20 protein-coding genes are annotated in these 24,221 nt (G+C 73.3%); 16 read left to right on the top strand and 4 right to left on the bottom strand.

Annotation, left to right across the window (positions count from 1 at the left end):
- Window positions 1-55: 55 nt before the first annotated feature.
- The 4 genes from C593_RS0118350 to C593_RS0118335 form a co-directional block, all read right to left on the bottom strand.
- Window positions 56-2,545, bottom strand: coding sequence for a transglutaminase TgpA family protein (locus C593_RS0118350; protein WP_018848766.1), 2,490 nt, complete (start codon window positions 2,543-2,545; stop codon window positions 56-58).
- Window positions 2,542-3,918 carry a DUF58 domain-containing protein gene (locus C593_RS0118345; protein WP_018848765.1) on the bottom strand — a complete coding sequence of 459 codons (1,377 nt, stop codon included), beginning with the start codon at window positions 3,916-3,918 and terminating at the stop codon, window positions 2,542-2,544. The genes C593_RS0118350 and C593_RS0118345 overlap by 4 nt, the downstream gene beginning before the upstream one ends.
- Window positions 3,918-4,964, bottom strand: a complete 1,047-nt coding sequence (locus tag C593_RS0118340; protein ID WP_018848764.1) for an AAA family ATPase — start codon at window positions 4,962-4,964, stop codon at window positions 3,918-3,920. The genes C593_RS0118345 and C593_RS0118340 overlap by 1 nt, the downstream gene beginning before the upstream one ends.
- 211 nt (window positions 4,965-5,175) lie before the next feature.
- Window positions 5,176-5,718: a beta-class carbonic anhydrase gene (locus tag C593_RS0118335; RefSeq protein ID WP_018848763.1), complete on the bottom strand. Its 543-nt coding sequence runs from the start codon at window positions 5,716-5,718 to the stop codon at window positions 5,176-5,178.
- Between the two features lie 281 nt (window positions 5,719-5,999).
- Between C593_RS0118335 and rsmH the strand changes: the two genes are divergently transcribed.
- From rsmH to C593_RS0118255, 16 genes are all read left to right on the top strand, one after another.
- The gene (gene rsmH / locus C593_RS0118330; RefSeq protein WP_018848762.1) at window positions 6,000-6,986 is read left to right on the top strand and encodes a 16S rRNA (cytosine(1402)-N(4))-methyltransferase RsmH; all 987 of its coding nucleotides are present in this window, start codon (window positions 6,000-6,002) and stop codon (window positions 6,984-6,986) included.
- 138 nt (window positions 6,987-7,124) lie between these two features.
- Window positions 7,125-7,685, top strand: a complete 561-nt coding sequence (gene ftsL, locus C593_RS0118325; RefSeq protein ID WP_026277814.1) for a cell division protein FtsL — start codon at window positions 7,125-7,127, stop codon at window positions 7,683-7,685.
- Window positions 7,686-7,689: 4 nt separating this feature from the next.
- Complete coding sequence (locus tag C593_RS0118320) at window positions 7,690-9,660, top strand: peptidoglycan D,D-transpeptidase FtsI family protein (RefSeq protein ID WP_026277813.1); 1,971 nt, start codon at window positions 7,690-7,692, stop codon at window positions 9,658-9,660.
- Between the two features lie 136 nt (window positions 9,661-9,796).
- Window positions 9,797-11,494 (top strand): UDP-N-acetylmuramoyl-L-alanyl-D-glutamate--2,6-diaminopimelate ligase, encoded by a 1,698-nt coding sequence (locus C593_RS0118315; protein ID WP_018848759.1) that lies wholly within the window; start codon window positions 9,797-9,799, stop codon window positions 11,492-11,494.
- 4 nt (window positions 11,495-11,498) lie between these two features.
- Window positions 11,499-12,908, top strand: a complete 1,410-nt coding sequence (locus tag C593_RS0118310; RefSeq protein ID WP_018848758.1) for a UDP-N-acetylmuramoyl-tripeptide--D-alanyl-D-alanine ligase — start codon at window positions 11,499-11,501, stop codon at window positions 12,906-12,908.
- Complete coding sequence (gene mraY, locus C593_RS0118305) at window positions 12,905-13,975, top strand: phospho-N-acetylmuramoyl-pentapeptide-transferase (protein ID WP_018848757.1); 1,071 nt, start codon at window positions 12,905-12,907, stop codon at window positions 13,973-13,975. Before C593_RS0118310 ends, mraY begins: the two co-directional genes overlap by 4 nt.
- Window positions 13,957-15,384 (top strand): UDP-N-acetylmuramoyl-L-alanine--D-glutamate ligase, encoded by a 1,428-nt coding sequence (murD, locus tag C593_RS0118300; protein WP_037746211.1) that lies wholly within the window; start codon window positions 13,957-13,959, stop codon window positions 15,382-15,384. The genes mraY and murD overlap by 19 nt, the downstream gene beginning before the upstream one ends.
- Window positions 15,385-15,719: 335 nt before the next feature.
- On the top strand, window positions 15,720-17,036 hold the full coding sequence (ftsW, locus tag C593_RS0118295) for a putative lipid II flippase FtsW (protein WP_026277812.1): 1,317 nt from the start codon (window positions 15,720-15,722) through the stop codon (window positions 17,034-17,036).
- 6 nt (window positions 17,037-17,042) lie between these two features.
- Window positions 17,043-18,137 (top strand): undecaprenyldiphospho-muramoylpentapeptide beta-N-acetylglucosaminyltransferase, encoded by a 1,095-nt coding sequence (gene murG / locus C593_RS0118290; protein ID WP_018848754.1) that lies wholly within the window; start codon window positions 17,043-17,045, stop codon window positions 18,135-18,137.
- Between the two features lie 13 nt (window positions 18,138-18,150).
- The gene (locus C593_RS0118285; RefSeq protein WP_018848753.1) at window positions 18,151-18,975 is read left to right on the top strand and encodes an FtsQ-type POTRA domain-containing protein; all 825 of its coding nucleotides are present in this window, start codon (window positions 18,151-18,153) and stop codon (window positions 18,973-18,975) included.
- Between the two features lie 290 nt (window positions 18,976-19,265).
- Window positions 19,266-20,471 (top strand): cell division protein FtsZ, encoded by a 1,206-nt coding sequence (gene ftsZ / locus C593_RS0118280; RefSeq protein WP_018848752.1) that lies wholly within the window; start codon window positions 19,266-19,268, stop codon window positions 20,469-20,471.
- The gene (gene pgeF / locus C593_RS0118275; protein WP_018848751.1) at window positions 20,468-21,226 is read left to right on the top strand and encodes a peptidoglycan editing factor PgeF; all 759 of its coding nucleotides are present in this window, start codon (window positions 20,468-20,470) and stop codon (window positions 21,224-21,226) included. The genes ftsZ and pgeF overlap by 4 nt, the downstream gene beginning before the upstream one ends.
- Window positions 21,223-21,942: a YggS family pyridoxal phosphate-dependent enzyme gene (locus tag C593_RS0118270; RefSeq protein WP_018848750.1), complete on the top strand. Its 720-nt coding sequence runs from the start codon at window positions 21,223-21,225 to the stop codon at window positions 21,940-21,942. Before pgeF ends, C593_RS0118270 begins: the two co-directional genes overlap by 4 nt.
- A gap of 124 nt (window positions 21,943-22,066) precedes the next feature.
- A complete protein-coding gene (locus tag C593_RS0118265) occupies window positions 22,067-22,672 on the top strand; it encodes a cell division protein SepF (protein WP_026277811.1) in 606 nt (201 codons plus the stop codon).
- A 71-nt stretch (window positions 22,673-22,743) separates the two neighbouring features.
- Window positions 22,744-23,040, top strand: a complete 297-nt coding sequence (locus C593_RS0118260) for a YggT family protein (RefSeq protein ID WP_018848748.1) — start codon at window positions 22,744-22,746, stop codon at window positions 23,038-23,040.
- Between the two features lie 49 nt (window positions 23,041-23,089).
- Window positions 23,090-24,181 (top strand): DivIVA domain-containing protein, encoded by a 1,092-nt coding sequence (locus tag C593_RS0118255; RefSeq protein ID WP_018848747.1) that lies wholly within the window; start codon window positions 23,090-23,092, stop codon window positions 24,179-24,181.
- The last annotated feature ends 40 nt before the right edge of the window (window positions 24,182-24,221 follow it).

Below are 24,221 nucleotides of genomic sequence, written 5' to 3'. Positions count from 1 at the left end.
GCTCCCCGGCACGGCCCACGGGCCGTGCCCCCGCACCGGGGGCCGCGGCCCGTGGTCAGCCCCGGCCGCGGGAGAGGCGGGGCAGGAGGGCCGCGGCCCGGTCCAGGGGCTTGCGGACGCGGGTCGAGACGCGGGTGTTCCAGGTCGCCCAGCGGTCGGAGAGGGCCCAGACCACTCGGACGGACGACCGGGGGAGGAGCAGGGCCCGCAGGCGGGTGCGGGTGTCCGCCGCGTCGCGGAGGCCGGAGCGGATGCGGCGGGCGTCCTCCGCGAGGCCCGTGGCGGGCCGTGGGGCGGGCGCGTACAGGACCTCCTCCACCGCGCGGGCCGTGCGGTGCATCGCCGCCGCCGGCTCGTCCGTGAGCTTGCCGAGCCGGACGATCCGGGCCGCCGCCTTGCGCGGGGTCTGGGACTCGTCCGGCACGATGCCCAGGTCCCATGCGGTGTCCGTGATCTCCTGCCAGACCGCGAGGGTGCCGGCCGGGTCCTCGGCCGGCACGGTCACGGCACCCGCCGGACCGTCGGTGACGACGGCGCCCGCCGGCCCGGACGCAGGCCCGGCCGCGCCGCCTGAACCGGCCCGCAGCCGCCGCCTGCGGGTCAGGGCCCGCCACAGCAGCGGAAGCAGCAGCAGCGCCACCACCCCGACCGCGGCGAGTGCCGTGAACAGCACCGAGGTCCACGGGGTGCCGCCCTCCGCGCCCTGGGCCACCTCCTGCGGCTGAGCCGCCCCGCACTCGCCGAGCCGGCGCTCGTGCTCCGGGCAGGCGTCCGGCGCGGCCGGGGCCGAGGACGGCTCCGACGACTCACCCGTCTCCGGCTGCGCGGGCGCGCTCGGGTCGGCCGACGGCGTCTCCTCCCGTGCGTACTCCGGGACGGTGCCCCGGCTCGGGGTGGGCTCGAAGCGGGTCCAGCCGACCCCCTCGAAGTACAGCTCGGGCCAGGCGTGCGCGTCCCGCAGGCCGACCGAGACCGTGCCGTCCGACTGCGGGGTGCCCGGGGTGAAGCCCACCGCGACCCGCGCCGGGATGCCCAGCGTCCGGGCCATCGCGGCCATCGAGAAGGAGAAGTGGACGCAGAAGCCCCGCTTCTCCTCCAGGAAGCGCCCGATCGCGGCCACGCCCGTGCCGGAACGAACCCGGGTGCTGTAGGTGAAGCCGCCGTCCTCCGCGAACCACTGCTGGAGCTTCGACGCGCGTGCGAAGTCGTTCGCCGCGCCCTTGGTGATCCGCTGCGCCGTCGCCGCCACCTCGGCGGGCAGCGAGCCCGGCACCTGCGTGTACTCGCGCTTGAGTTCCGAGTTGGGGGCGGGCGCGTCGGCCAGCTGCTCCCGGGTCGGCTGCACGACCAGGCTGCTCACCGAGTACTGGACGCCGGCCGTGGTCTGCCGGTCGCCGACCAGGGTCCGCCCCTCCGGCTCGAACCGCCAGCGCCCCTCGATGCCCACCTTGGTCGCCGGGTACGGCATCGGGAGCCAGGTCTGCTTGTAGGTGCCCGCCGCGGACAGGTTGGTCCGCACCTCGGTGACGTCCACCGCGGGGCTCAGCCCGCTCGGCTCCGGCAGCCGCTCCGGGACGTCCTCCACCTTGCGCTGCGAGGAGCGCCAGGCCGTGCCGTCGAACCGGTCCAGCGCCACGATCCGCAGATACAGGCTGCGCGGGTCGGGGGCGTTGGTGCGGTAGCGCAGCACCTCGCGGTTCTGCGGCTGGTTCAGGTTCTCCTGGAGGGAGACCAGCGGGCTGACCGCCGAGATCGTGCCGCCGCCCCCGGAGCCGCGGCCCGGACCGCTGCCCGTGCCGTCCAGCAGCCCGCCGTCCAGGGCGGGCAGGGCCGCGGGGACGGCGAGGGCCACACCCAGGGCCACCACCCCGATCCGGCGCCCGGTGCGGACCGGGGCGTGCGCCGCCCCGCCGCCGTCGAGGGCCCCGCCGCGCCGCGCCGCGGGTGGGGCGCCGCCGAAGACCCGGCCCCAGCGGGAGAGCCGGTCCCGGCCCTCGGCCAGCAGGAGCAGCAGATAGCCCGCCGCGGCGAGCAGGAACCACAGCCAGGCCGCGCCGCCGTCGGAGAGCCCGGCCGCGACCGTGTAGAGCGCCAGCAGCGGCAGGCCCGCGGGGGCCGCCGCCCGGTAGGTGACCGCGAGGGCGTCCACCGCGAGGCCGATGGCCAGCACCCCGCCGATCAGCATCAGCCGGATGCCGTCCGTCGCGGGCGCCGGGATGGCGTACCGGCTGACGTCGTCGTACCCGGCGGCGAACAACTGCCCGAAGTGGGCGATCGCCTCCGGGCCCGGGATCAGCCAGGCGACCGCGGACTCGCGCACGAACAGGACGGTGAGCGTCAGCAGGGAGACCAGTAGCTGGAGTGCCAGGGTCAGCGGCCGGGCCAGCGGCACCCGCCGGGCCAGCGCCCCCGCCCCGTTCTGCAGACCGAGCAGGACGGCCACCTGGAGCAGCCAGCCCGCCTCGTCCACCAGGGGCAGCAGTGCCCCCGCCGTCAGCAGCGTGGCCGCGTAGGAGCACAGGGCGAGCCTGGTGCGACCGCTCATGACCAACCCCCCGAGTACCCGTGTGTCTCGCCGGACGCGGCCGACCGGCTCTGTTCCTGGCCCGCCTGCCGCCACAGGTCGGCGAGGGAGTCGCCCGGCCGGACGGGCAGCGCCGTCCAGCCCGCCTCCCGCAGCCCGCGCAGCCGTTCCTCCAGCGGACCGGGCACGTCCCCGCCGGTGACCCAGGTGCCGCTGTCCAGCACGAAGGCGACCGCGGAACCGGCCCGGCGGCGCATCCCGGCGGCCAGCCGGGCCTGCTCCGCGTCCAGGTCGCCCAGGAACGCGATCAGCAGGCCCTCGTTGCCGCCGCGCAGCGCCTCGGAGGCGCGGGACATGCCCGCCCCGTCCGAGTGGTCGACGACGGCCAGGGTGTCCAGCATCAGTCCGGCGGAGTCCGCGGACTCCTGGCCCGAGTGGCCGGAGCCCGCGTAGCCGTCCGCCCCCTCACCGGGGACCGAGGTGCCGGTGTCCGTCAACAGCCGGGTCGCGTAGCCGTGCTCCAGCAGGTGCACCAGCGCGGAGGCCGCGCCGGAGACCGCCCACTCGAAGGCCGAGTCCGGGCCGCCGCCCTCGTAGGCGATCCGGCGGGTGTCGAGCAGGACCGTGCAGCGGGCGCGCTGGGGCTGCTCCTCGCGGCGCACCATCAGCTCGCCGTACTTGGCGGTCGAACGCCAGTGGACCCGGCGCAGATCGTCGCCGTGGCGGTAGGCGCGCGGAATGATGTCGTCGTCCCCGGCGAGCGCCAGGGTGCGCCGGCGGCCCTCCCCGTACCCGGACGCCTCGCCCGCCAGCCCCAGGGCGGGCAGGGGCTCGGTGCGCGGCACGACCGTGAGCAGGTCGAAGGCGCTGAAGGAGCGGCTCAGCTCGCACATGCCGAAGGGGTCGCTCAGCCGGAGCTGGAGCGGGCCGAGGGGATAGCGTCCGCGCAGGTCGGAGCGGACCCGGTAGGACACCTCGCGCCGCCCGCCGGCCTCCACCCGGTCCAGCACGAAGCGCGGCCGGGGGCCCAGCACGTAGGGGACGTGGTCCTGGAGCATCAGCAGGCCGGTGGGCATCCGGGAGACGTTGTCGATCCGCAGATGGACCCGGGCCTCGGAGCCCGCGGGCACCCGCCCGGGGTGCAGCCGCCGGCTGGCCGCGACCCGGTAGCGGGTGCGGTACAGCACGCCGACGCAGAGCAGCGGCAGGACGGCGAGGAGCAGCCCGACCCGCAGCAGGTCGGTCTGGCCGAGGGCGTACGCGCAGGCCCCGGCGGCCACCCCGGCCGCCAGGAAGGAGCGGCCCCGGGTGGTGAGACCGGCGAGGGCGGCGCGCACACCGCCGCGGTCCGTGCCCTCCGGGCCCGCGTCCGGGGCGGGCCGGGCGGCGGACATCACAGCCGCCGCGCGCCGGGCTGCCGGCCGTACAGCGGGTCCTGCGGCCGGCCGCCGGGTGCGTACGCGCCGTCCGGGCTGCCGGTGGTGGGCACGGGGGTGCGCTGCACGATGTCGAGGACGACCTGCTCCGCGGTGCGCCGGCCGAGCTGGGCCTGCGCGGTGGGCAGCAGCCGGTGGGCGAGGACGGGCACGGCCAGGGCCTGCACGTCGTCGGGGAGGGCGTACTCGCGGCCGCTGAGGGCGGCGGACGCCTTGGCGGCGCGCACCAGGTGCAGGGTGGCGCGGGGGGAGGCGCCCAGTCTGAGGTCGGGGTGCGTGCGGGTCGCGGAGACCAGGTCCACCGCGTACTTGCGGACGGACTCGGCGACGTGGACCTCGCGCACGGCCTCGATCAGTTTGACGACGTCGTGGGCGTGTGCCACCGGCTGGAGGTCGTCCAGCGGGTTCACCCCGCCGTGGACGTCGAGCATCCGGAGCTCGGCGCCCGCGCTCGGGTACCCGATGGAGACCCGGGCCATGAAGCGGTCCCGCTGGGCCTCGGGCAGCGGGTAGGTGCCCTCCATCTCGACCGGGTTCTGGGTGGCCACCACCATGAAGGGGTCGGGCAGCTCGTAGCTGTGCCCGTCGATGGTGACCTGGCGCTCCTCCATGGACTCCAGCAGCGCGGACTGGGTCTTGGGGGAGGCCCGGTTGATCTCGTCGCCGATCACGATCTGGGCGAAGATCGCGCCGGGTTTGAACTCGAACTCGCGCTGCTGCTGGTCGAAGACCGAGACACCGGTGATGTCCGACGGCAGCAGGTCCGGCGTGAACTGGATGCGCCGCACCGAGCAGTCGACGGAACGCGCCAGCGCCTTGGCCAGCATGGTCTTGCCGACGCCGGGGACATCCTCGATCAGAAGATGTCCCTCGGCGAGCAGCACGGTCAGCGAAAGCCGTACGACCTCAGGCTTGCCCTCGATCACACTCTCCACCGAACCGCGGACACGCTCCGCGGTCGTGGTCAGATCAGTGAGGCTCGCTCGATCGTCATAGGTCGTCACCCGGCCCTCCTCGGCCCGTCCGGGGCCTGTGCACGTCAGCCGGCACGGCCCACCACGAAACACGGACACCGTCCCCGGACAGTTCCGGAGGGCGCCACACCGGTCATTCTTGTTGGCGGCACGGTGTCGTGTCACTTGCCTGTGGACAACTGAGGCCGAAATGACGGGTTCGGTGGGTTTTGTGCTACCCGTCGTCACCCGCCGTACCGGATCACACCGCGGGCTCGACCTCCCGCAGCGCCCCCGTCCTCACATCGAAGACGAAGCCCCGCACGTCGTCCTTGTGGAGCAGGAAGGGCGAGGTGCGCACCCGCTGCATCGACTGGCGCACATCCTGGTCGACGTCGCGGAACGCCTCGACGGCCCACGCCGGCCGCTGCCCGACCTCCTCCTCGAGTTCCATACGGAACTCCTCGGTGATCGTCTCAAGGCCGCAGCCCGTGTGGTGCACCAGGACCACGCTGCGGGTGCCCAGCGCCCGCTGGCTGATGGTGAGGGAGCGGATCACGTCGTCGGTGACCACGCCGCCCGCGTTGCGGATGGTGTGGCAGTCGCCCAGCTCCAGGCCGAGCGCGGCGTGCAGGTCGAGACGGGCGTCCATGCAGGCCACGACGGCGACCTTGAGGACCGGGCGCGCGTCCATCCCCGGGTCCTGGAAGCCGGCGGCGTACCGCTGGTTCGCCTCGACGAGACGGTCGGTGACGGTGCCCTCGCCGAGGGCGGTGCCGGTTGTTGCGTGCGCAGAAGTCGACATGGCTCGAAGGTAGCGGTCACAGCCGCTCCGGACCCGGAAGGAGAAGCGGACAAACAGCGGCAAGCCGCCTGCTGTGAGCTAATCCACAGCCCCCGCGGGGAGCCTCGCGCGACGCGCTGCCCGGTTGATTGACCGGGCGTACCGGTGGACTAAAGTGACGCGGAGTTCCGGACGCCCCCGCCCCGCGCGGCGGCATCCCCCGAGATTCTCCCCGCATTCCGCGTGCGCGGCGTACGCACGGCCCGGCCCTGCCCCGCTCCACGCCGGACCTGAGAGGGCGCATGAGCCAGACCCGACACGTCCCGGTGATGCTCCAGCGGTGCCTGGACCTGTTGGCCCCGGCGCTCGACCGCCCCGAGTCCTCCGCAGGCGGGGGCGGCCCCGTCGTCGTCGACTGCACCCTCGGCCTCGGCGGCCACAGCGAGGCCCTGCTGACCCGCTTCCCCGACGCCCGGCTCGTCGCCCTCGACCGCGACACCGAGGCCCTGCGGCTCTCCCGCGAGCGCCTCGCGCCGTTCGGGGACCGCGCCACCCTGGTGCACGCCGTCTACGACGAACTCCCCGCCGTCCTCGACCGGCTGGGCCTGAAGCGGGTGGACGGCGTCCTCTTCGACCTCGGCGTCTCCTCCATGCAGCTGGACGAGGCCGACCGCGGCTTCGCCTACGCCCAGGACGCCCCCCTCGACATGCGGATGGACCAGACCTCCGGGGTCAGCGCCGCGGAGGTGCTGAACACCTACCCGCCCGGCGAACTGGTCCGGATCCTGCGCGCCTACGGCGAGGAGAAGCAGGCCAAGCGGATCGTCTCCGCGATCGTGCGGGAACGCGAGAAGGAACCGTTCAGCCGCAGCGCCCGGCTCGTCGAGCTGATCCGGGACGCGCTGCCCCAGGCCGCCAAGCGGACCGGTGGCAATCCGGCCAAGCGCACCTTCCAGGCACTGCGCATCGAGGTCAACGGCGAGCTGTCGGTGCTGGAGCGGGCGATCCCCGCAGCCGTCGCGGCCCTCGCCGTGAGCGGCCGGATCGCCGTGCTCTCCTACCACTCGCTGGAGGACCGGCTGGTCAAGCAGGTCTTCGCGGCGGGCGCCGCGACCACCGCGCCGCCCGGCCTCCCGGTGGTCCCCGAGGAGTACCAGCCGCGCCTGAAGCTCCTCACCCGGGGCGCCGAACTGCCCACCGAGGACGAGGTGGCCGAGAACCGCCGGGCGGCGCCCGCGCGTCTGAGAGGGGCGGAACGGATCCGCGAGGAAGTGGCCCGGACCCCGTAGGCCCGGCCGGTCCGGCCCCGCGGGCCGGGCCGGCACCCGGCGCGGGCGGAGACGGGCGGTACGGCCGGACGGCGGTCACGGACGCGGACGCGGCACGGGACGTCACGGCACGGCCAGGGAAGCGATGCGGAGGACACCTTGAGCACAGCGGGCAAGCAGTTGCGGGGACGGGCCGCGCGGCTCGCACGGCTGATGCCGTCCGGGCCCAGCAGCGCCGCCCGCACCCCCTTCGTCCTGCTGGTCGTCCTGCTGCTGGCCGGCGGTCTGATCACCCTGCTGGTCCTCAACTCCTCCCTCAGCCAGGGCTCCTTCCGGCTCAGCGAGCTGAAGAAGGAGACCACCGAACTCACCGACGAGCAGCAGGCCCTCCAGCGGGACGTCGACGACCGTTCCGCGCCCGGTGCCCTGGAGCGCCGGGCCCGCGAACTCGGCATGGTCCCCGGTGGCAGCCCCGCCTTCCTCGGACCCGACGGGACGGTCCGGGGGGTGCCGGGACGCGCGACCGCGCAGCCCTCGCCGCCCGCGAAGCCCGCCGGGGACCCCGAGCCGGACCCGAAGCCGCAGCAGGTCCCCGCCCCCGCCGCGTCGGCCGCCGCCTCGCCGGACCCCGCCCCGGCCCCCGACCCGACCGCCCCCGCCGGACCGGCCCCGGCGGCCTCCCCGTCCCCGCAGCCGACCCCGACCCCCACCGGCAGGTGACGCAGTGCCCCCCAAGGAACCACCGCGCCGTCGCGTGCCGGGCCCCGCCAGGCGCCCCGCGCCCCCGTCCGGCCGCCGGCCCGCGCGCCGCCCCGACGGCCGCCGGCCGCGCCCCGCGCCCCGGCGCCCCGCCGCGCGCACCCTCACCCTCGGCGACCCGCGGCCCCGGCTGCGGCTGGTCAGCCTCGGACTCACCCTGGTGATGCTGGTCTTCGTGGTCCGCCTCCTCCAGGTGCAGGCCGTCGACGCCGACGCGTACGCCGCGAAGGCGGACAAGAACCGCTACGACAGCGTCACCCTGGCCGCCGAGCGCGGCGAGATCACCGACCGGTCCGGCATCGCGCTCGCCACCTCCGTGGACGCGCACGACATCACCGCCGACCCCAAGATGTTCACGCCGAAGGACAGCAAGGCCCCCGACGCCCCGGAACAGGCCGCCGCCCTGCTCGCCCCCGTCCTGGACGCGGACCCGGCGGACATCGTCAAGAAGCTGAAGAGGCCCGGCTCACGCTACGCCGTCCTCGCCCGCCGGCAGACCCCCCAGGTCTGGCGGCAGATCAAGGACCTCAAGAGCGTCTACGCCGAGAAGGCCGCCGCCGACAGACGGGCCGGCGGCCCCGGCGCCAACGTCCTGGCCGGGATCTTCCAGGAGCCCAGCAGCAAACGCGTCTACCCCAACGGCGACCTGGCCGCCGGGATACTGGGCTACGTCAACGCCGAGGGGCGCGGCGGCGGCGGGATCGAGTCCATGCTCGACACCGAACTCGCCGGCCAGGACGGCACCATGACCTACGTCCAGTCCGGCGGCCGGCGCATCCCCACGGCCGGCTCCCGCGAGGAACCCGCCGTGCCCGGCTCCGACATCGAGCTGACCATCGACCGGGACATCCAGTGGGCCGCCCAGCAGGCCATCACCGACCAGGTGACCCGCTCCCAGGCGGACCGCGGCTATGTCATCGTCCAGAACACCCGTACCGGCGAGATCCTCGCCATGGCCAACGCGCCCGGCTTCGACCCCAACGACCTGAGCCAGGCCGACTCCGCCGCCATGGGCAACGCGGCCCTCCAGGACGCCTACGAGCCCGGCTCCACCGCCAAGGTCATGTCGATCGCGGCCGTCCTGGAGGAGAAGAAGGCCACCCCCGGGACCCATGTCGTCGTCCCCAACCGCCTGCACCGCGGCGACCGGCTCTTCAAGGACGACATCGACCACCCCACCTGGTACCTCACCCTCAACGGGGTCCTCGCCAAGTCCAGCAACATCGGCACCATCCTGGCCACCGGGCAGCTCGGGAAGACCCAGCCCGAGGCCAACCGCGTCCTCCACTCCTATCTGCGCAAGTTCGGGATGGGGGCCACCAGCGGCCTCGGCTACCCCGGCGAGACCCCCGGCATCCTCGCCAAGCCCCAGGACTGGTCCACCTCGCAGCAGTACACGATCCCCTTCGGCCAGGGCATGTCCATCAACGCCCTCCAGGCCGCCTCGGTGTACTCCACCGTCGCCAACGGCGGGGTGCGTATCGAGCCCACCCTCGTCCGCGGCACCACCGGGCCCGACGGGCGCTTCGCCGCCGCGCCCGCGCCCAAGAAGACCCGGGTGGTCAGCGAGTCCACCGCCAGGACCCTCGCCACCATGCTGGAGTCCGTCGTCGACGACCAGGAGGGCACCGGCACCAAGGCCCGCATCCCCGGCTACCGGGTCGCCGGGAAGACCGGCACCGCCAACCGCGTCGACCCCGAACTCGGCCGCTACAAGGGCTACACGGCCTCCTTCGCCGGCTTCGCGCCCGCCGACAACCCGGAGATCACCGTCTACTGCGCCATCCAGAACCCCACCAAGGGCAGCTACTTCGGCGGCCAGATCTGCGGACCCGTCTACCGGAAGGTCATGGAGTTCTCCCTCAAGACCCTCCAGGTCCCGCCGACGGGCAAGGCCCCCGCGCGGCTGCCCGTCACCTTCGACCCCGGCGACTGACCGGCGACCGACACCGACCCCGCACGACGCACCCCGCACCCCGCACCCCGCACCCCGCAAGACGAATAACGCACAACGCACCTCGCACGACGCACGACCGGGCGAACGGCCTCCGGCGAACCACCAGGAGACTCCAGTGACCACGATCACCCCCGGTTCCGGGAACCGCCCCGGGGCCGCCCCCTCTTTTTCCCCCGGGCCGCCCGCGCCCGGTACGCTCACCGCCGTGCCACACGCTGATCAGTCCCCCACACCCCAGCCCGCAGCCGACCGCCCGGGACCTCCCCGCCCGGACCGGGTCCGCCCGACCGGCCTCGCGGAACTCGCGGCCCGGCTGGAGGCCGAGGCCCCGGCAGACACGCAGATCACGGGCATCACGCACGACTCCCGCGCGGTCCGCCCCGGCGATGTGTACGCCGCCCTGCCCGGCGCCCGCTTCCACGGGGCCGACTTCGCCCCGCAGGCCGCCGACCTCGGCGCCGCCGCCGTCCTCACCGACCCGGCGGGCGCCGAACGCGCCGCCGCCACCGGCCTGCCGGTCCTGGTGACCGACGACCCGCGCGCCCGGATGGGCGAACTCGCCGCCGAGATCTACGGCCGCCCGGGCACCGACCTCCTCCAGATCGGCATCACCGGCACCTCCGGCAAGACCACCACCGCCTACCTCGTCGAAGGCGGGCTGCGCGCCGCCGACCGGGCCACCGGCCTCATCGGCACCGTCGAGATGCGCGTCGGCGACGACCGCATCAAGTCCGAGCGCACCACACCCGAGGCGACCGACCTCCAGGCCCTCTTCGCCGTGATGCGCGAACGCGGCGTGGACGCCGTGGCCATGGAGGTCTCCAGCCACGCCCTGGTCCTCGGCCGGGTCGACGGCTGCGTCTTCGACGTCGCCGTCTTCAACAACCTCAGCCCGGAGCACATGGAGTTCCACTCCGGGATGGAGGACTACTTCCAGGCCAAGGCGCAGCTCTTCACCCCGGCGCGGAGCCGGGAGGGCGTCGTCAACCTGGACGACGAGTACGGCAGGCGGCTCGTCACCGAGGCGTCCGTGCCGATCACCACCTTCTCCGCCGAGGGTCACCCGGACGCCGACTGGCGGGCCGAGGACGTCCGGGTCGGCTCGCTCGGCTCGGACTTCACCGCGGTCGGCCCCAAGGGGGAGCGGATCAGGGCCCGTTCGCCGCTGCCCGGCCCGTTCAACGTCGCCAACACCCTCGCCGCCGTCGCCGTCCTCGCGGTGGCCGGAATCGACCCCCAGACCGCGGCCGACGGCATCGCCGCCGTCCCCGGGGTGCCGGGCCGGCTGGAGCGGGTCGACGCCGGGCAGCCGTACCTCGCCGTCGTCGACTACGCGCACAAGACGGACGCCGTCGAGTCCGTCCTGCGCTCGCTGCGCAAGGTCACCGAGGGCAAGCTGCACATCGTCCTCGGCTGCGGCGGCGACCGGGACACCACCAAGCGCGGCCCGATGGGCGCCGCCGCCGCCCGGCTCGCCGACACCGCCGTACTGACCTCGGACAACCCCCGCTCCGAGGACCCCCTCGCCATCCTCGCCGCCATGCTCGCCGGGGCCGCGGAGGTCCCCGCGCACCAGCGCGGGGACGTCCTGGTCTTCGAGGAGCGAGCGGCCGCCGTCGAGGCCGCCGTCGCCCGAGCCGGAGCCGGGGACACCGTCCTCGTCGCCGGCAAGGGCCACGAACAGGGCCAGGACATCGCCGGCGTGATCCGCCCGTTCGACGACCGCGAGGTCCTGCGCGCCGCCATCGAGGCGCACCGGGCAGCCGGCCGCCCGGACGAACGCGCCACCGCACCCGAGAACAGTCAGGGATGACCCAGTGATCGCCCTCACCCTCGCCGAGATCGCCGAAATCGTCGGCGGGCAGTCCCACGACATACCGGATCCGGCCACCGAGGTCACCGGCAGCGTCGTCATCGACTCCCGGGCCGTGGAGCCCGGCAGCCTGTTCGCCGCCTTCCGCGGCGAGCGCGTCGACGGCCACGACTACGCCGAACGCGCCGTCGCGCAGGGCGCCGTCGCGGTGCTCGCCACCCGGACCCTCGGCGTGCCCGCGATCGTCGTCGACGACGTGCAGACCGCCCTCGGGCGCCTCGCCCGCGCCGTCGTCGAGCGCCTGGGCACCCAGGTCGTGGCGCTCACCGGCTCGGCCGGCAAGACCAGCACCAAGGACCTTCTCGCGCAGGTCCTGCGGCGCAAGGCCCCGACCGTGTTCACCCCCGGGTCCCTCAACAACGAGATCGGCCTGCCCCTCACCGCGCTCACCGCCACCGCCGAGACCGAGCACCTGGTCCTGGAGATGGGTGCGCGCGGAATCGGCCACATCCGGTACCTCACGCAGCTCACCCCGCCGCGGATCGGACTCGTGCTGAACGTGGGCAGCGCGCACATCGGCGAGTTCGGCGGACGCGAGCAGATCGCCCTCGCCAAGGGCGAACTGGTCGAGTCCCTGCCGGACGACGGCGTCGCCGTGCTCAACGCCGACGACCCGCTGGTCCGCGCCATGGCCGACCGCACCAAGGCCCGCGTCCTGCTCTTCGGGGAGTCAGCCGAAGCCGCCGTCCGCGCCGAGAACGTCCGGCTCACGGGGGTCGGACAGCCCGCCTTCACGCTTCACACACCCACCGGGTGCAGTGACGTGACCATGCGGCTGTACGGTGAGCACCACGTGTCGAACGCGCTCGCCGCGGCCGCCGTCGCCCATGAGCTGGGCATGCCCGTCGACGAGATCGCCCTCGCGCTCTCCGAGGCGGGCTCCCTCTCCCGCTGGCGCATGGAGGTCACCGAGCGCTCCGACGGCGTGACGGTCGTCAACGACGCCTACAACGCGAACCCCGAGTCCATGCGTGCCGCGCTGCGTGCGCTGGCCGCCATGGGCGAGGCCGCCAAGGCCAGGGGGGGCCGCACGTGGGCGGTGCTCGGCATGATGGCCGAGCTCGGCGACGAGGCGCTGGCCGAGCACGACGCGGTCGGGCGGCTCGCCGTCCGGCTCAACGTCGGCAAGCTCGTCGCGGTCGGGGGCAGGGAGGCGTCCTGGTTGCAACTGGGCGCATACAACGAGGGTTCGTGGGGTGAGGAGTCGGTGCACGTGTCCGACGCGCAGGCGGCGGTCGACCTGTTGCGCGCAGAGTTGCGCCCGGGTGACGTCGTGCTGGTGAAGGCGTCCCGGTCGGTCGGCCTGGAGCGGATCGCCGAGGCGCTGCTCGAGGGTGAGGGTGCCGTCCGATGAGGCAGATCCTCTTCGCGGGAGCCATCGGCCTGTTCCTGACCCTGATCGGGACCCCGCTGCTCATCAAACTGCTCGCCCGCAAGGGGTACGGGCAGTTCATCCGCGACGACGGCCCGCGCACGCACGGCAGCAAGAAGGGCACGCCCACCATGGGCGGCATCTCCTTCATCCTCGCCACGCTCATCGCGTACGCCCTCGCCAAGGTGATCACCGGTGAGGACCCGAGCTTCTCGGGCATCCTGGTGCTCTTCCTGATGGCGGGCATGGGCCTCGTCGGCTTCCTCGACGACTACATCAAGATCGTCAAGCAGCGGTCGCTCGGGCTGCGGGCCAAGGCGAAGATGGCCGGCCAGCTCATCGTCGGCATCGCCTTCGCCGTGCTGTCGCTCCAGTTCGCGGACAAGCGCGGGCTCACCCCGGCCTCCACCAAGCTCTCGTTCATCACCGACTTCGGCTGGTCCATCGGCCCGGTGCTGTTCGTGGTCTGGGCGCTGTTCATGATCCTCGCCATGTCGAACGGCGTGAACCTCACCGACGGCCTCGACGGACTCGCCACCGGCGCCTCGGTGATGGTCTTCGGCGCGTACACGTTCATCGGCCTGTGGCAGTTCCAGGAGTCCTGCGCCAACGCGGAGACCCTGACCAACCCCAACGCCTGCTTCGAGGTGCGCGACCCCCTCGATCTCGCGGTCGTCGCCTCGGCGCTGATGGGCGCCTGCTTCGGCTTCCTGTGGTGGAACACCTCACCGGCCAAGATCTTCATGGGCGACACCGGTTCGCTGGCGCTCGGCGGCGCGCTGGCGGGCCTCGCGATCTGCTCGCGCACCGAGTTCCTGCTCGCCCTCCTCGGCGGCCTCTTCGTCCTCATCACCATGTCCGTGGTGATCCAGGTCGGTTCGTTCCGGATGACCGGGAAGCGGGTCTTCCGGATGGCGCCGCTCCAGCACCACTTCGAACTCAAGGGGTGGTCCGAAGTCCTTGTGGTGGTCCGCTTCTGGATCATCCAGGGCATGTGCGTGATCGTGGGACTGGGCCTCTTCTACGCGGGATGGGCAGCCGACAAGTGAGCGACTGGCAGGGCAGGAAGATCACCGTCGCCGGCCTCGGCGTCAGCGGCGTCAGCGCCGCGCGCGCCCTGGCCGGGCTGGGCGCCGAGGTCACCGTCGTGGACGGCGGCTCGGGCGACACCCACCGGGCACGGGCCGCCGATCTGGAGGCCGCCGGGATCGGCGTGCGCCTCGGGGACGCGGAGACCCTGCCCGAGGGCACCGGACTGGTGGTCACCTCGCCCGGCTGGCCGCCGTCCGCGCCGCTGTTCGCCGCCGCGGCGGCGGCCGGGGTGGACGTCGTAGGCGACGTGGAGATCGCGTGGCGGCTGCGCGGGCCGGACGCCCCGCCGTGGCTCGCCGTCACCGGCACCAACGGCAAGACGACCACCACGCGGATGCTCGCCTCGATCCTCACCGCGGCCGGGCTGCGGACCGCCGCGATCGGGAACATCGGCACGCCGATCGTGGACGTGGTCACCGGCGGCGAGACGTACGACGTCCTCGCCGTCGAACTCTCCAGCTACCAGCTCCACTGGGCGCCCTCGCTGCGCGCCCACTCCGCGGTCGTCCTCAACCTCGCCCCGGACCACCTGGACTGGCACGGCTCCATGGAGGCGTACGCGGCCGACAAGGGCCGGGTCTACGAGGGCAACACGGTCGCCTGCGTCTACAACGCGGCCGACAAGGCGACCGAGGACCTGGTGCGTGAGGCGGACGTCGAGGAGGGCTGCCGGGCGATCGGCTTCACCCTCGGCACCCCCGGGCCGTCCCAACTCGGCGTGGTGGAGGGCCTGCTGGTCGACCGCGCCTTCGTCGAGCAGCGGCACAAGCAGGCGCAGGAACTGGCCGAGGTCGCGGACGTGCAGCCGCCGGCCCCGCACAACATCGCCAACGCGCTGGCCGCGGCGGCCCTGGCGCGCGCCTTCGGCGTCCCGGCGACGGCGGTCCGCGACGGACTGCGCGCCTTCCGGCCCGACCCGCACCGCATCGAGCATGTCGCGGACGTGGGCGGGGTGGCGTACGTGGACGACTCCAAGGCCACCAACACGCACGCGGCGGAGGCCTCACTGGCCGCCTACGAGCCGATCGTGTGGATCGCGGGCGGGCTGGCGAAGGGGGCGACCTTCGACGAACTGGTGTCGGCCTCGGCGAAGCGGCTGCGGGGCGTGGTCCTCATGGGCGCGGACCGTGCCCTGATCCGCGAGGCCCTGACGCGACACGCGCCCGAGGTCCCGGTGGTCGACCTCGACCGGACCGACACTGGGGCGATGTCCGCGGCGGTCGCGGAGGCGGCGGGGCTGGCCCGGCCGGGCGACACCGTCCTGCTCGCCCCGGCCTGCGCCTCGATGGACATGTTCACCAACTACACCAAGCGGGGCGAGGCGTTCGCGGAAGCGGTCCGCGCACTCGCCGCCGAGCGCGGCTGACGGCCACCGGGCCCGGCCGCCGCCGGGCACGACTGGAGGGGACAGCGACGATGCCGCCCACCACCCACAATCCGACCGGGGCCCCGCCCCCCGCCCCGGGCCGTGAGCCCGAGGCCTCCACCTCGCCCGCCATGGCCCGGGCCACCGCCGCCCCGGGCCGCGAGGGCGGGGTGCCTTCTCCTCCCGCCGCGAACCGGCCCCGTGGCGGGCGCACTGCCACCGCGCCCCCGGGGCGGCGCCCGGCCCCGTGGTGGGCGCCCGTCGCCGCGTGGCTGCACGCCGTCGTCGCGGGGCCCGTCCCCGCCTACGCCGGCGGGCCCGCCGCGCACGTCGTGATGCGGAGCCGGACCGGCGGCGCGCCGCCGCGCGGCCGGGCGCCCCGGGGCGGGGCCGCCGCTCCCGCCGCCCTCGCCGCGCCGCGCGGCCCCCGGCGGCTGTACGAGCAGGCGCGCCGGGCCTGGGACCGGCCGCTCACCGCGTACTACCTGATCCTCGGCAGCAGCCTGCTGATCACCGTGCTCGGCCTCGTGATGGTCTACTCCGCGTCGATAATCCAGGCGCTCCAGTACTCCCTCTCCGCCTCGTACTTCTTCCGCAAGCAGCTCCTCGCCGCCGTCATCGGCGCCGTCCTCCTCTTCGCCGCGTCCCGGATGCCCCTGCGGCTGCACCGCGCGCTGTCCTATCCGCTGCTGCTGGGCGCCGTGTTCCTGATGGTGCTCGTCCAGATCCCCGGCGTCGGGCACTCGGTGAACGGCAACCAGAACTGGATCTCCCTCGGCGGCCCCTTCCAGCTCCAGCCCAGCGAGTTCGGCAAGCTGGCGCTCATCCTGTGGGGCGCGGACCTGCTCGCGCGCAAGCAGGACAAGCGGCTGCTGACCCAGTGGAAGCACCTGCTCGTGCCGCTGGTCCCCGTCGCCTTCCTGCTCCTCGGCCTGATCATGCTCGGCGGTGACATGGGCACCGCCATCATCCTCGCCGCGATCCTGTTCGGTCTGCTGTGGCTGGCCGGTGCCCCCACCCGCCTCTTCGCCGGAGTGCTCGGCTTCGCCCTCGTCGTCGGCCTGCTGCTGATCAGGACCAGCGCCAACAGGATGTCCCGGCTGGAGTGCATCGGTGCCACCGACCTCGGGCCCAAAGGCGAGTGCTGGCAGGCCGTGCACGGCATCTATGCTCTTGCCTCCGGCGGATGGTTCGGTTCCGGCCTCGGCGCGAGTGTGGAAAAATGGGGCCAACTGCCCGAACCGCACACCGACTTCATCTTCGCCGTCGCCGGGGAGGAACTGGGCCTCGCGGGGACGCTGTCGGTGCTCGCGTTGTTCGCGGCCCTAGGCTATGCGGGTATCCGCGTCGCCGGACGCACGGAGGACCCCTTCGTGAGGTATGCGGCGGGAGGTGTGACCACCTGGATCACGGCCCAGGCCGTGGTCAACATCGGTGCGGTGCTCGGTCTGCTGCCGATCGCCGGAGTCCCGCTTCCGCTGTTCTCCTACGGGGGGTCGGCCCTGCTGCCGACGATGTTCGCCGTCGGGCTGCTGATCGCCTTCGCGCGAGCGGAGCCCGCCGCGAAAGCGGCCCTGGCCACGCGGAGGCCCGGGGTGAGATGGAAGTCGATGAGACGGCGCGTCACGAAGCGTCCGTCCGGAGAGCGGTGAATTTCGGTGCATGTCGTACTCGCCGGTGGGGGGACCGCCGGCCACATCGAGCCCGCGCTCGCCCTCGCGGACGCCCTGCGCAGGCAGGACCCGACCACGGGCATCACAGCGCTCGGGACGGAGCGCGGCCTGGAGACCCGGCTCGTCCCCGAGCGGGGCTACGAGCTGGCGCTCATCCCCGCCGTGCCGCTGCCGCGCAAACCCACCCCGGAGCTGATCACCGTCCCCGGGCGGCTGCGCGGCACCATCAAGGCCGCCGAGCAGGTCCTGGAGCGCACCAAGGCGGACTGCGTGGTCGGCTTCGGCGGCTACGTCGCCCTGCCCGGCTACCTCGCGGCCAAGCGCCTCGGCGTCCCGATCGTGGTGCACGAGGCCAACGCCCGCCCGGGCCTGGCCAACAAGATCGGTTCGCGCTACGCGGCCTCCGTCGCCGTCGCCACCCCGGACAGCAAGCTGCGCGGCGCCCGCTACATCGGCATCCCGCTGCGTCACTCCATCGCGACCCTGGACCGCGCCCGGGTCCGGCCCGAGGCGCGCGCCGCCTTCGGCCTCGACCCCAACCTGCCGACCCTGCTGGTCTCCGGCGGTTCCCAGGGCGCGCGCCGGCTCAACGAGGTGGTCCAGCAGATCGCCCCGGTCCTCCAGCGCTCGGGAATCCAGATCCTGCACGCGGTCGGCCCCAAGAACGAACTGCCGCGCGTGGACAACATGCCCGGGATGCCGCCCTATGTCCCGGTACCGTACGTGGACCGGATGGATCTCGCGTACGCCGCGGCCGACATGATGCTCTGCCGGGCGGGCGCCATGACCGTCGCCGAGCTGTCCGCCGTCGGGCTGCCCGCCGCCTACGTCCCGCTGCCCATCGGCAACGGCGAACAGCGGCTCAACGCCCAGCCGGTGGTCAAGGCGGGCGGCGGCCTGCTGGTGGACGACGCCGAGCTGACCCCCGAGTGGGTCCAGGGCAACGTCCTTCCCGTGCTCGCCGATCCGCACCGGCTGTACGAGATGTCCCGTGCGGCCGCCGAGTTCGGCCGCCGGGACGCCGACGACCTCCTCGTCGGCATGGTGTACGAGGCGATCGCTGCACGCCACCAGGCGTGAGAAGGCAGGGAGCGTGGCCGGACCGACCACCGCCGAGCGCGGTGCACGACCGCCCCGGGGCGAATCCGGATCCGACGGATCCGACGGCTCCGGGGGGCCGGTCCGCCCGCCCCGCCCGGGCGGCGGCGACCGCCGGCGGCTGGTCCGCCGGGTGCTCGCCGCCGCCGTCGCCACCGCCCTCCTCGCGGCGGGCGGCACCTGGGTCCTCTACGGATCCGACTGGCTGCGCACCGAGGACGTACGCGTCTCGGGGACCGGCGTCCTCAAGGCGGACGCGGTGGAGCGCGCCGCCCGCGTCCCCCTCGGCGCCCCCCTGGCCTCCGTCGACACGGACGCCGTCGCCTCGCGCCTGCGCACGGCCCTGCCGCGCATCCGCTCCGTCGAGGTCGACCGCTCCTGGCCGCACCGCATCGAACTCAGGGTCACCGAGCGCACCCCCGTCCTGCTGCTGAAGAAGGGCACCCGGTTCGGCGAAGTCGACGCGGAGGGAGTGCAGTTCGCCACCGTCGACCGCGCACCGCGGGGCGTTCCGCTGCTGGAACTGGACGCCGCCGCCTCGCCGAGCCGGGCGCGCTTCGGCGCGGACCGGCTGCTCGGGGAGGCCGTCACCGTCCGCGGCGACCTGCCCGAGGCGGCCCTGAAGGCACTGACCGCCCTTCAAGTCCGTTCTTACGACGATATTTCCCTGAAGCTCAGTGGTGATCGCACGGTCCTGTGGGGGAGTTCCGAGGACGGCGCGGCGAAGGCTCGCACACTCACGGCCCTTCTGAAAGCCTCCCCGAAGGCCCGCCACTTCGACGTGAGCGCCCCCACCGCCCCTGCCGCGACGGGCGGTTGACGCACATCTGCGCAGGCCAGCACCCTGGTTGGGCGTTGCGCGGCGTGATCACATAGGGTGAAAAGAAAAACGGGAGGTTCGGCGTGTTCGTTGTACGGGCGCCGCTTGTCGACTTAGTGTCCTGTTCGGAAGAGTCCAGGGAACAGGCACACTGATAACCCTAAACTTCACCGTTAGGGTTCGGGTCGGCAGCCGGGCTTGTCGGGCCGTCCGTCCCCATTCGACATCAGTTCGTCGCATCGCGGCCCCGCGAGGCGGCGACACGTAACTCGAGGCGAGAGGCCTTCGACGTGGCAGCACCGCAGAACTACCTCGCAGTCATCAAGGTCATCGGTGTCGGCGGCGGTGGTGTCAATGCCATCAACCGAATGATCGAGGTCGGTCTCAAGGGCGTCGAGTTCATCGCGATCAACACCGACGCGCAAGCGCTGTTGATGAGCGACGCCGACGTCAAGCTCGACGTCGGCCGCGAACTCACCCGGGGCCTCGGCGCCGGAGCCAACCCGGCCGTCGGTCGCAAGGCGGCAGAGGACCACCGCGAGGAGATCGAGGAGGTCCTCAAGGGGGCCGACATGGTCTTCGTCACCGCCGGCGAGGGCGGCGGCACCGGCACCGGCGGCGCGCCCGTCGTGGCCAACATCGCCCGCTCGCTGGGCGCGCTGACCATCGGCGTCGTGACGCGCCCCTTCACCTTCGAGGGCCGCCGGCGCGCGAACCAGGCGGAGGACGGCATCGCCGAGCTCCGCGAAGAGGTCGACACCCTCATCGTGATCCCCAACGACCGCCTGCTGTCCATCTCGGACCGCCAGGTGAGCGTTCTCGACGCCTTCAAGTCGGCGGACCAGGTCCTCCTCTCCGGCGTCCAGGGCATCACCGACCTCATCACCACCCCCGGCCTCATCAACCTCGACTTCGCGGACGTCAAGTCCGTGATGTCCGAGGCCGGATCGGCCCTCATGGGCATCGGTTCCGCCCGCGGCGACGACCGCGCGGTGGCCGCGGCGGAGATGGCCATCTCCTCCCCGCTGCTGGAGGCGTCCATCGACGGCGCCCGCGGTGTGCTCCTCTCCATCTCCGGCGGCAGCGACCTCGGTCTCTTCGAGATCAACGAGGCCGCCCAGCTGGTGAGTGAGGCCGCCCACCCCGAGGCCAACATCATCTTCGGCGCGGTCATCGACGACGCCCTCGGGGACGAGGTCCGGGTCACCGTCATCGCCGCCGGCTTCGACGGCGGACAGCCGCCGACCCGCCGGGAGAACGTCATCGGCTCGGCCTCGGCCAAGCGCGAGGAGGCCCCGGCCCCGCAGCGCGCCGAGCCGTCCCGTCCGTCGAGCGGTCTCGGCACGGTCCCGGTCCGCGAGGAGGTCCCGGCGGTCCCGGCCGAGCCTGCGCCCGTCGCCGACATCACGCCCCCGGCCTCCTCCCCGCAGGTCCCCTCGGCGCGTCCGTACGACACCCAGGCCGAAGAGCTGGACGTCCCGGACTTCCTGAAGTGACCGTGCAGCACGACGCCATACGCGAGAGCGGCGCCCACTTCGCCTTCACCGACCGGTGGGGCGGGGTGAGCGCCGCTCCGTACGAGGAGCTCAACCTCGGCGGCGCGGTCGGCGACGACCCCGCCGCCGTCCTCGCGAACCGCGCGGCCGCGGCGAAGGCGCTGGACCTCGACCCCGGCCGGGTCGTCTGGATGAACCAGGTGCACGGCCGGGACGTGGCCGTGGTCGACGGCCCCTGGGGCACCGCCCCCTCGGTGGACGCGGTGGTGACCGCCCGCCGCGGGCTCCCGCTCGCGGTGCTCACCGCGGACTGCGTCCCCGTCCTGCTCGCCGACCCGGTGGCCGGCGTCACCGGCGCGGCCCACGCGGGACGGCCCGGCGCCGTCGCCGGCGTGGTTCCCGCGACGGTCGCCGAGATGCAACGGCTCGGGGCCGAACCGGAACGCATCATCGCCCGTACCGGACCGGCCGTTTGCGGTCGCTGCTACGAAGTTCCCGAGCGGATGCGCTCGGAAGTCGCCGAAGCGGAACCCGCTGCCTGGTCCGAGACGAGCTGGGGCACGCCGGCCGTCGACGTCGCCGCCGTAGTGCACGCGCAACTGGCGGCGCTCGGTGTCCGGGACGTCGCCGCCACGGGGATCTGCACCTTCGAGTCCCGTGACCACTTCTCCTACCGCCGTGACCGGACCACCGGCCGGCTCGCCGGATACGTCTGGCTGGAGGAACCGCCGAGCGACAGCAGGGAAGCGTCATGACCGACCGCAGCGCCGAACTCGCCGCCAACCTGGCCCGGGTGGAGGAGCGGATCGCGGCCGCCTGCGCCGCCGCCGGCCGCCCGCGCGAGGATGTGACCCTGATCGTGGTCACCAAGACCTACCCGGCCTCCGATGTCCGCATCCTGCACGGACTGGGCGTCCGGCACATGGCGGAGAACCGGGACCAGGACGCGGCGCCCAAGGCGGCCGCCTGTGCGGATCTGGACATCACCTGGCATTTCGTCGGCCAGCTCCAGACCAACAAAGTCCGTTCTGTTGCGAGTTATGCCGATGTCGTACAGTCCGTCGACCGGCTCCGGCTGGTCTCGGCCCTGTCGAAGGCGGCGGTCCGGGCCGGGCGCGGGATCGACTGCCTGGTGCAGGTCGCGCTGGACGCGGAGTCCGGTCAGCAGGGGAAGCGTGGCGGCGTCGCGCCGGACGGCATCGAGGAGTTGGCCGACGCCGTGGCCGGATCACCGGGACTGCGGCTCGGCGGCCTGATGACCGTCGCGCCGCTCGCCGGACCGTACAGGGGACGGCAACAGGCGGCGTTCGAGCGGCTGATGGAATTCTCGTCCGGCCTGCGCGCGGCCCATCCGGCTGCGAACATGGTGTCAGCAGGGATGAGTGCGGACCTCGAGCAGGCCGTGGCGGCCGGAGCGACACATGTGCGCGTCGGTACCGCGGTACTCGGAGACCGCCCGGGGCTCCGGTAACGTCGCGAAGCAAGTCGGACCACAGTAGAAAATATGGTCATTCCCGCTCAGGAGCGGGCGGACCACGTGGATACGGGCACTTGGTGACGAATGCCGATCCACCACAGAGCGGAGGACTCAGAGAATGGCCGGCGCTATGCGCAAGATGGCGGTCTACCTCGGCCTCGTGGAGGACGATGGGTACGACGGCCGGGGCTTCGACCCCGATGACGACTTCGAGCCCGAGCCCGAGCCGGAGCGGGACCACCGCCGGCACGCACCCCCGCACCAGGCCGAGCGGGAGGAGCCGGTCCGGGCGGTCGCCCCGCCCCCGCAGCGCGAGCCGGTCGCACTGCCCGTCGAGAGCCCCCGTCCGGCACGCATCGCCCCCGTGGCATCCATCACACCTGAACGCCCCAGCCTGGAGAAGAACGCACCGGTGATCATGCCCAAGGTCGTGTCCGAGCGGGAGCCCTACCGCATCACCACACTGCACCCGCGGACCTACAACGAGGCCCGTACCATCGGGGAACACTTCCGTGAGGGCACCCCGGTGATCATGAACCTCACGGAGATGGACGACACCGACGCGAAGCGACTTGTCGACTTTGCCGCGGGACTCGTCTTCGGCCTGCATGGCAGCATTGAGCGAGTGACGCAGAAGGTGTTCCTGTTGTCGCCTGCTAACGTCGATGTCACGGCTGAGGACAAGGCCCGCATCGCAGAGGGCGGATTCTTCAACCAGAGCTGAGGAAAGACACCGGGAACGACCCGGCCGCGAGCGGCCGGCAACGAGTAGACCAGGGGAGAGGGAAGCGCGGGATGGGCGTCGCACTGCAGGTGATCTACATCGCGCTGATGTGCTTCCTGGTCGTGCTGATCTTCCGGCTGGTCATGGACTACGTCTTCCAGTTCGCACGTTCATGGCAACCCGGCAAGGCGATGGTGGTCGTTCTGGAGGCCACCTACACTGTCACCGATCCACCGCTCAAGCTTCTGCGGCGGTTCATCCCGCCGTTGCGTCTCGGGGGCGTGGCACTCGACCTGTCCTTCTTCGTTCTGATGATCATCGTCTACATCCTGATCTCCGTCGTCCGCGGCGTGGGGAGCTCGATGTGAGCGATACGGTCCTGCCGACTGCCGACGACTACGTAGAGGTGAAGAAGAGATGCCGCTGACCCCCGAGGACGTGCGGAACAAGCAGTTCACGACCGTCCGCCTCCGAGAAGGCTATGACGAGGACGAGGTCGATGCCTTCCTCGACGAGGTCGAAGCCGAACTGACCCGCCTGCTCCGCGAGAACGAGGACCTGCGCGCCAAGCTGGCCGCGGCGACCCGTGCGGCCGCGCAGAACCAGCAACAGCAGGGCATGCGCAAACCGCCGGAACCCCAGGACGGCCGCGGCGGTCCCGGCGCTCCCGTCCCCGCCGCCATATCGGGGCCTCCGGTCCAGCAGCAGCCCCCGCAGATGGGTCCCCCCCAGCTGCCCGGTGGTGCTCCGCAGCTTCCGGCCGGTCCGAGCCACGGCGGTCCGCAGGGTCCCGGCGGCCCGATGGGCCCCGGCCCGATGCAGGGCGGTCCCATGGGTGGCCCGATGGGCGGCCCCATGGGCGGTCACGGCGGCCCGCAGGGTCCCGGCCCGATGGGCCAGGGTCCCGGTGGTGACAGCGCCGCGCGCGTCCTTTCGCTGGCCCAGCAGACCGCCGACCAGGCGATCGCCGAGGCCCGCTCCGAGGCCAACAAGATCGTCGGCGAGGCCCGTTCGCGTGCCGAGGGCCTGGAGCGGGACGCCCGCGCCAAGGCCGACGCCCTGGAGCGGGACGCGCAGGAGAAGCACCGCGTCGCGATGGGCTCCCTGGAGTCCGCCCGCGCCACGCTGGAGCGCAAGGTCGAGGACCTCCGGGGCTTCGAGCGCGAGTACCGCACGCGCCTGAAGTCGTACCTGGAGTCCCAGCTCCGTCAGCTGGAGACGCAGTCCGACGACTCGCTCGCCCCGCCGCGCACCCCGGCCGCCGCGTCGCTGCCGCCGTCCCCGGCGCCCTCGATGGCCCCGGCCGGCGCGAGCGCGCCGTCCTACGGCGGCCAGTCGATGGGCGGCCACGGCGGCCCCTCGCCGGCCGGCCCGTCCTACGGCGGTCAGCAGCAGATGTCCCCGGCGATGACCCAGCCGATGGCACCGGTCCGGCCGCAGGCGCCGCAGCCGATGCAGCAGGCTCCCTCGCCGATGCGCGGCTTCCTGATCGACGAGGACGACAACTGACGGGCATGCGCGCGCAGCGCGCGTAGCCGTCGGCAGACAG

It is taken from the genome of Streptomyces sp. CNT372 (assembly GCF_000377145.1).
This window is presented reverse-complemented; position numbering and strand designations above follow the sequence as displayed.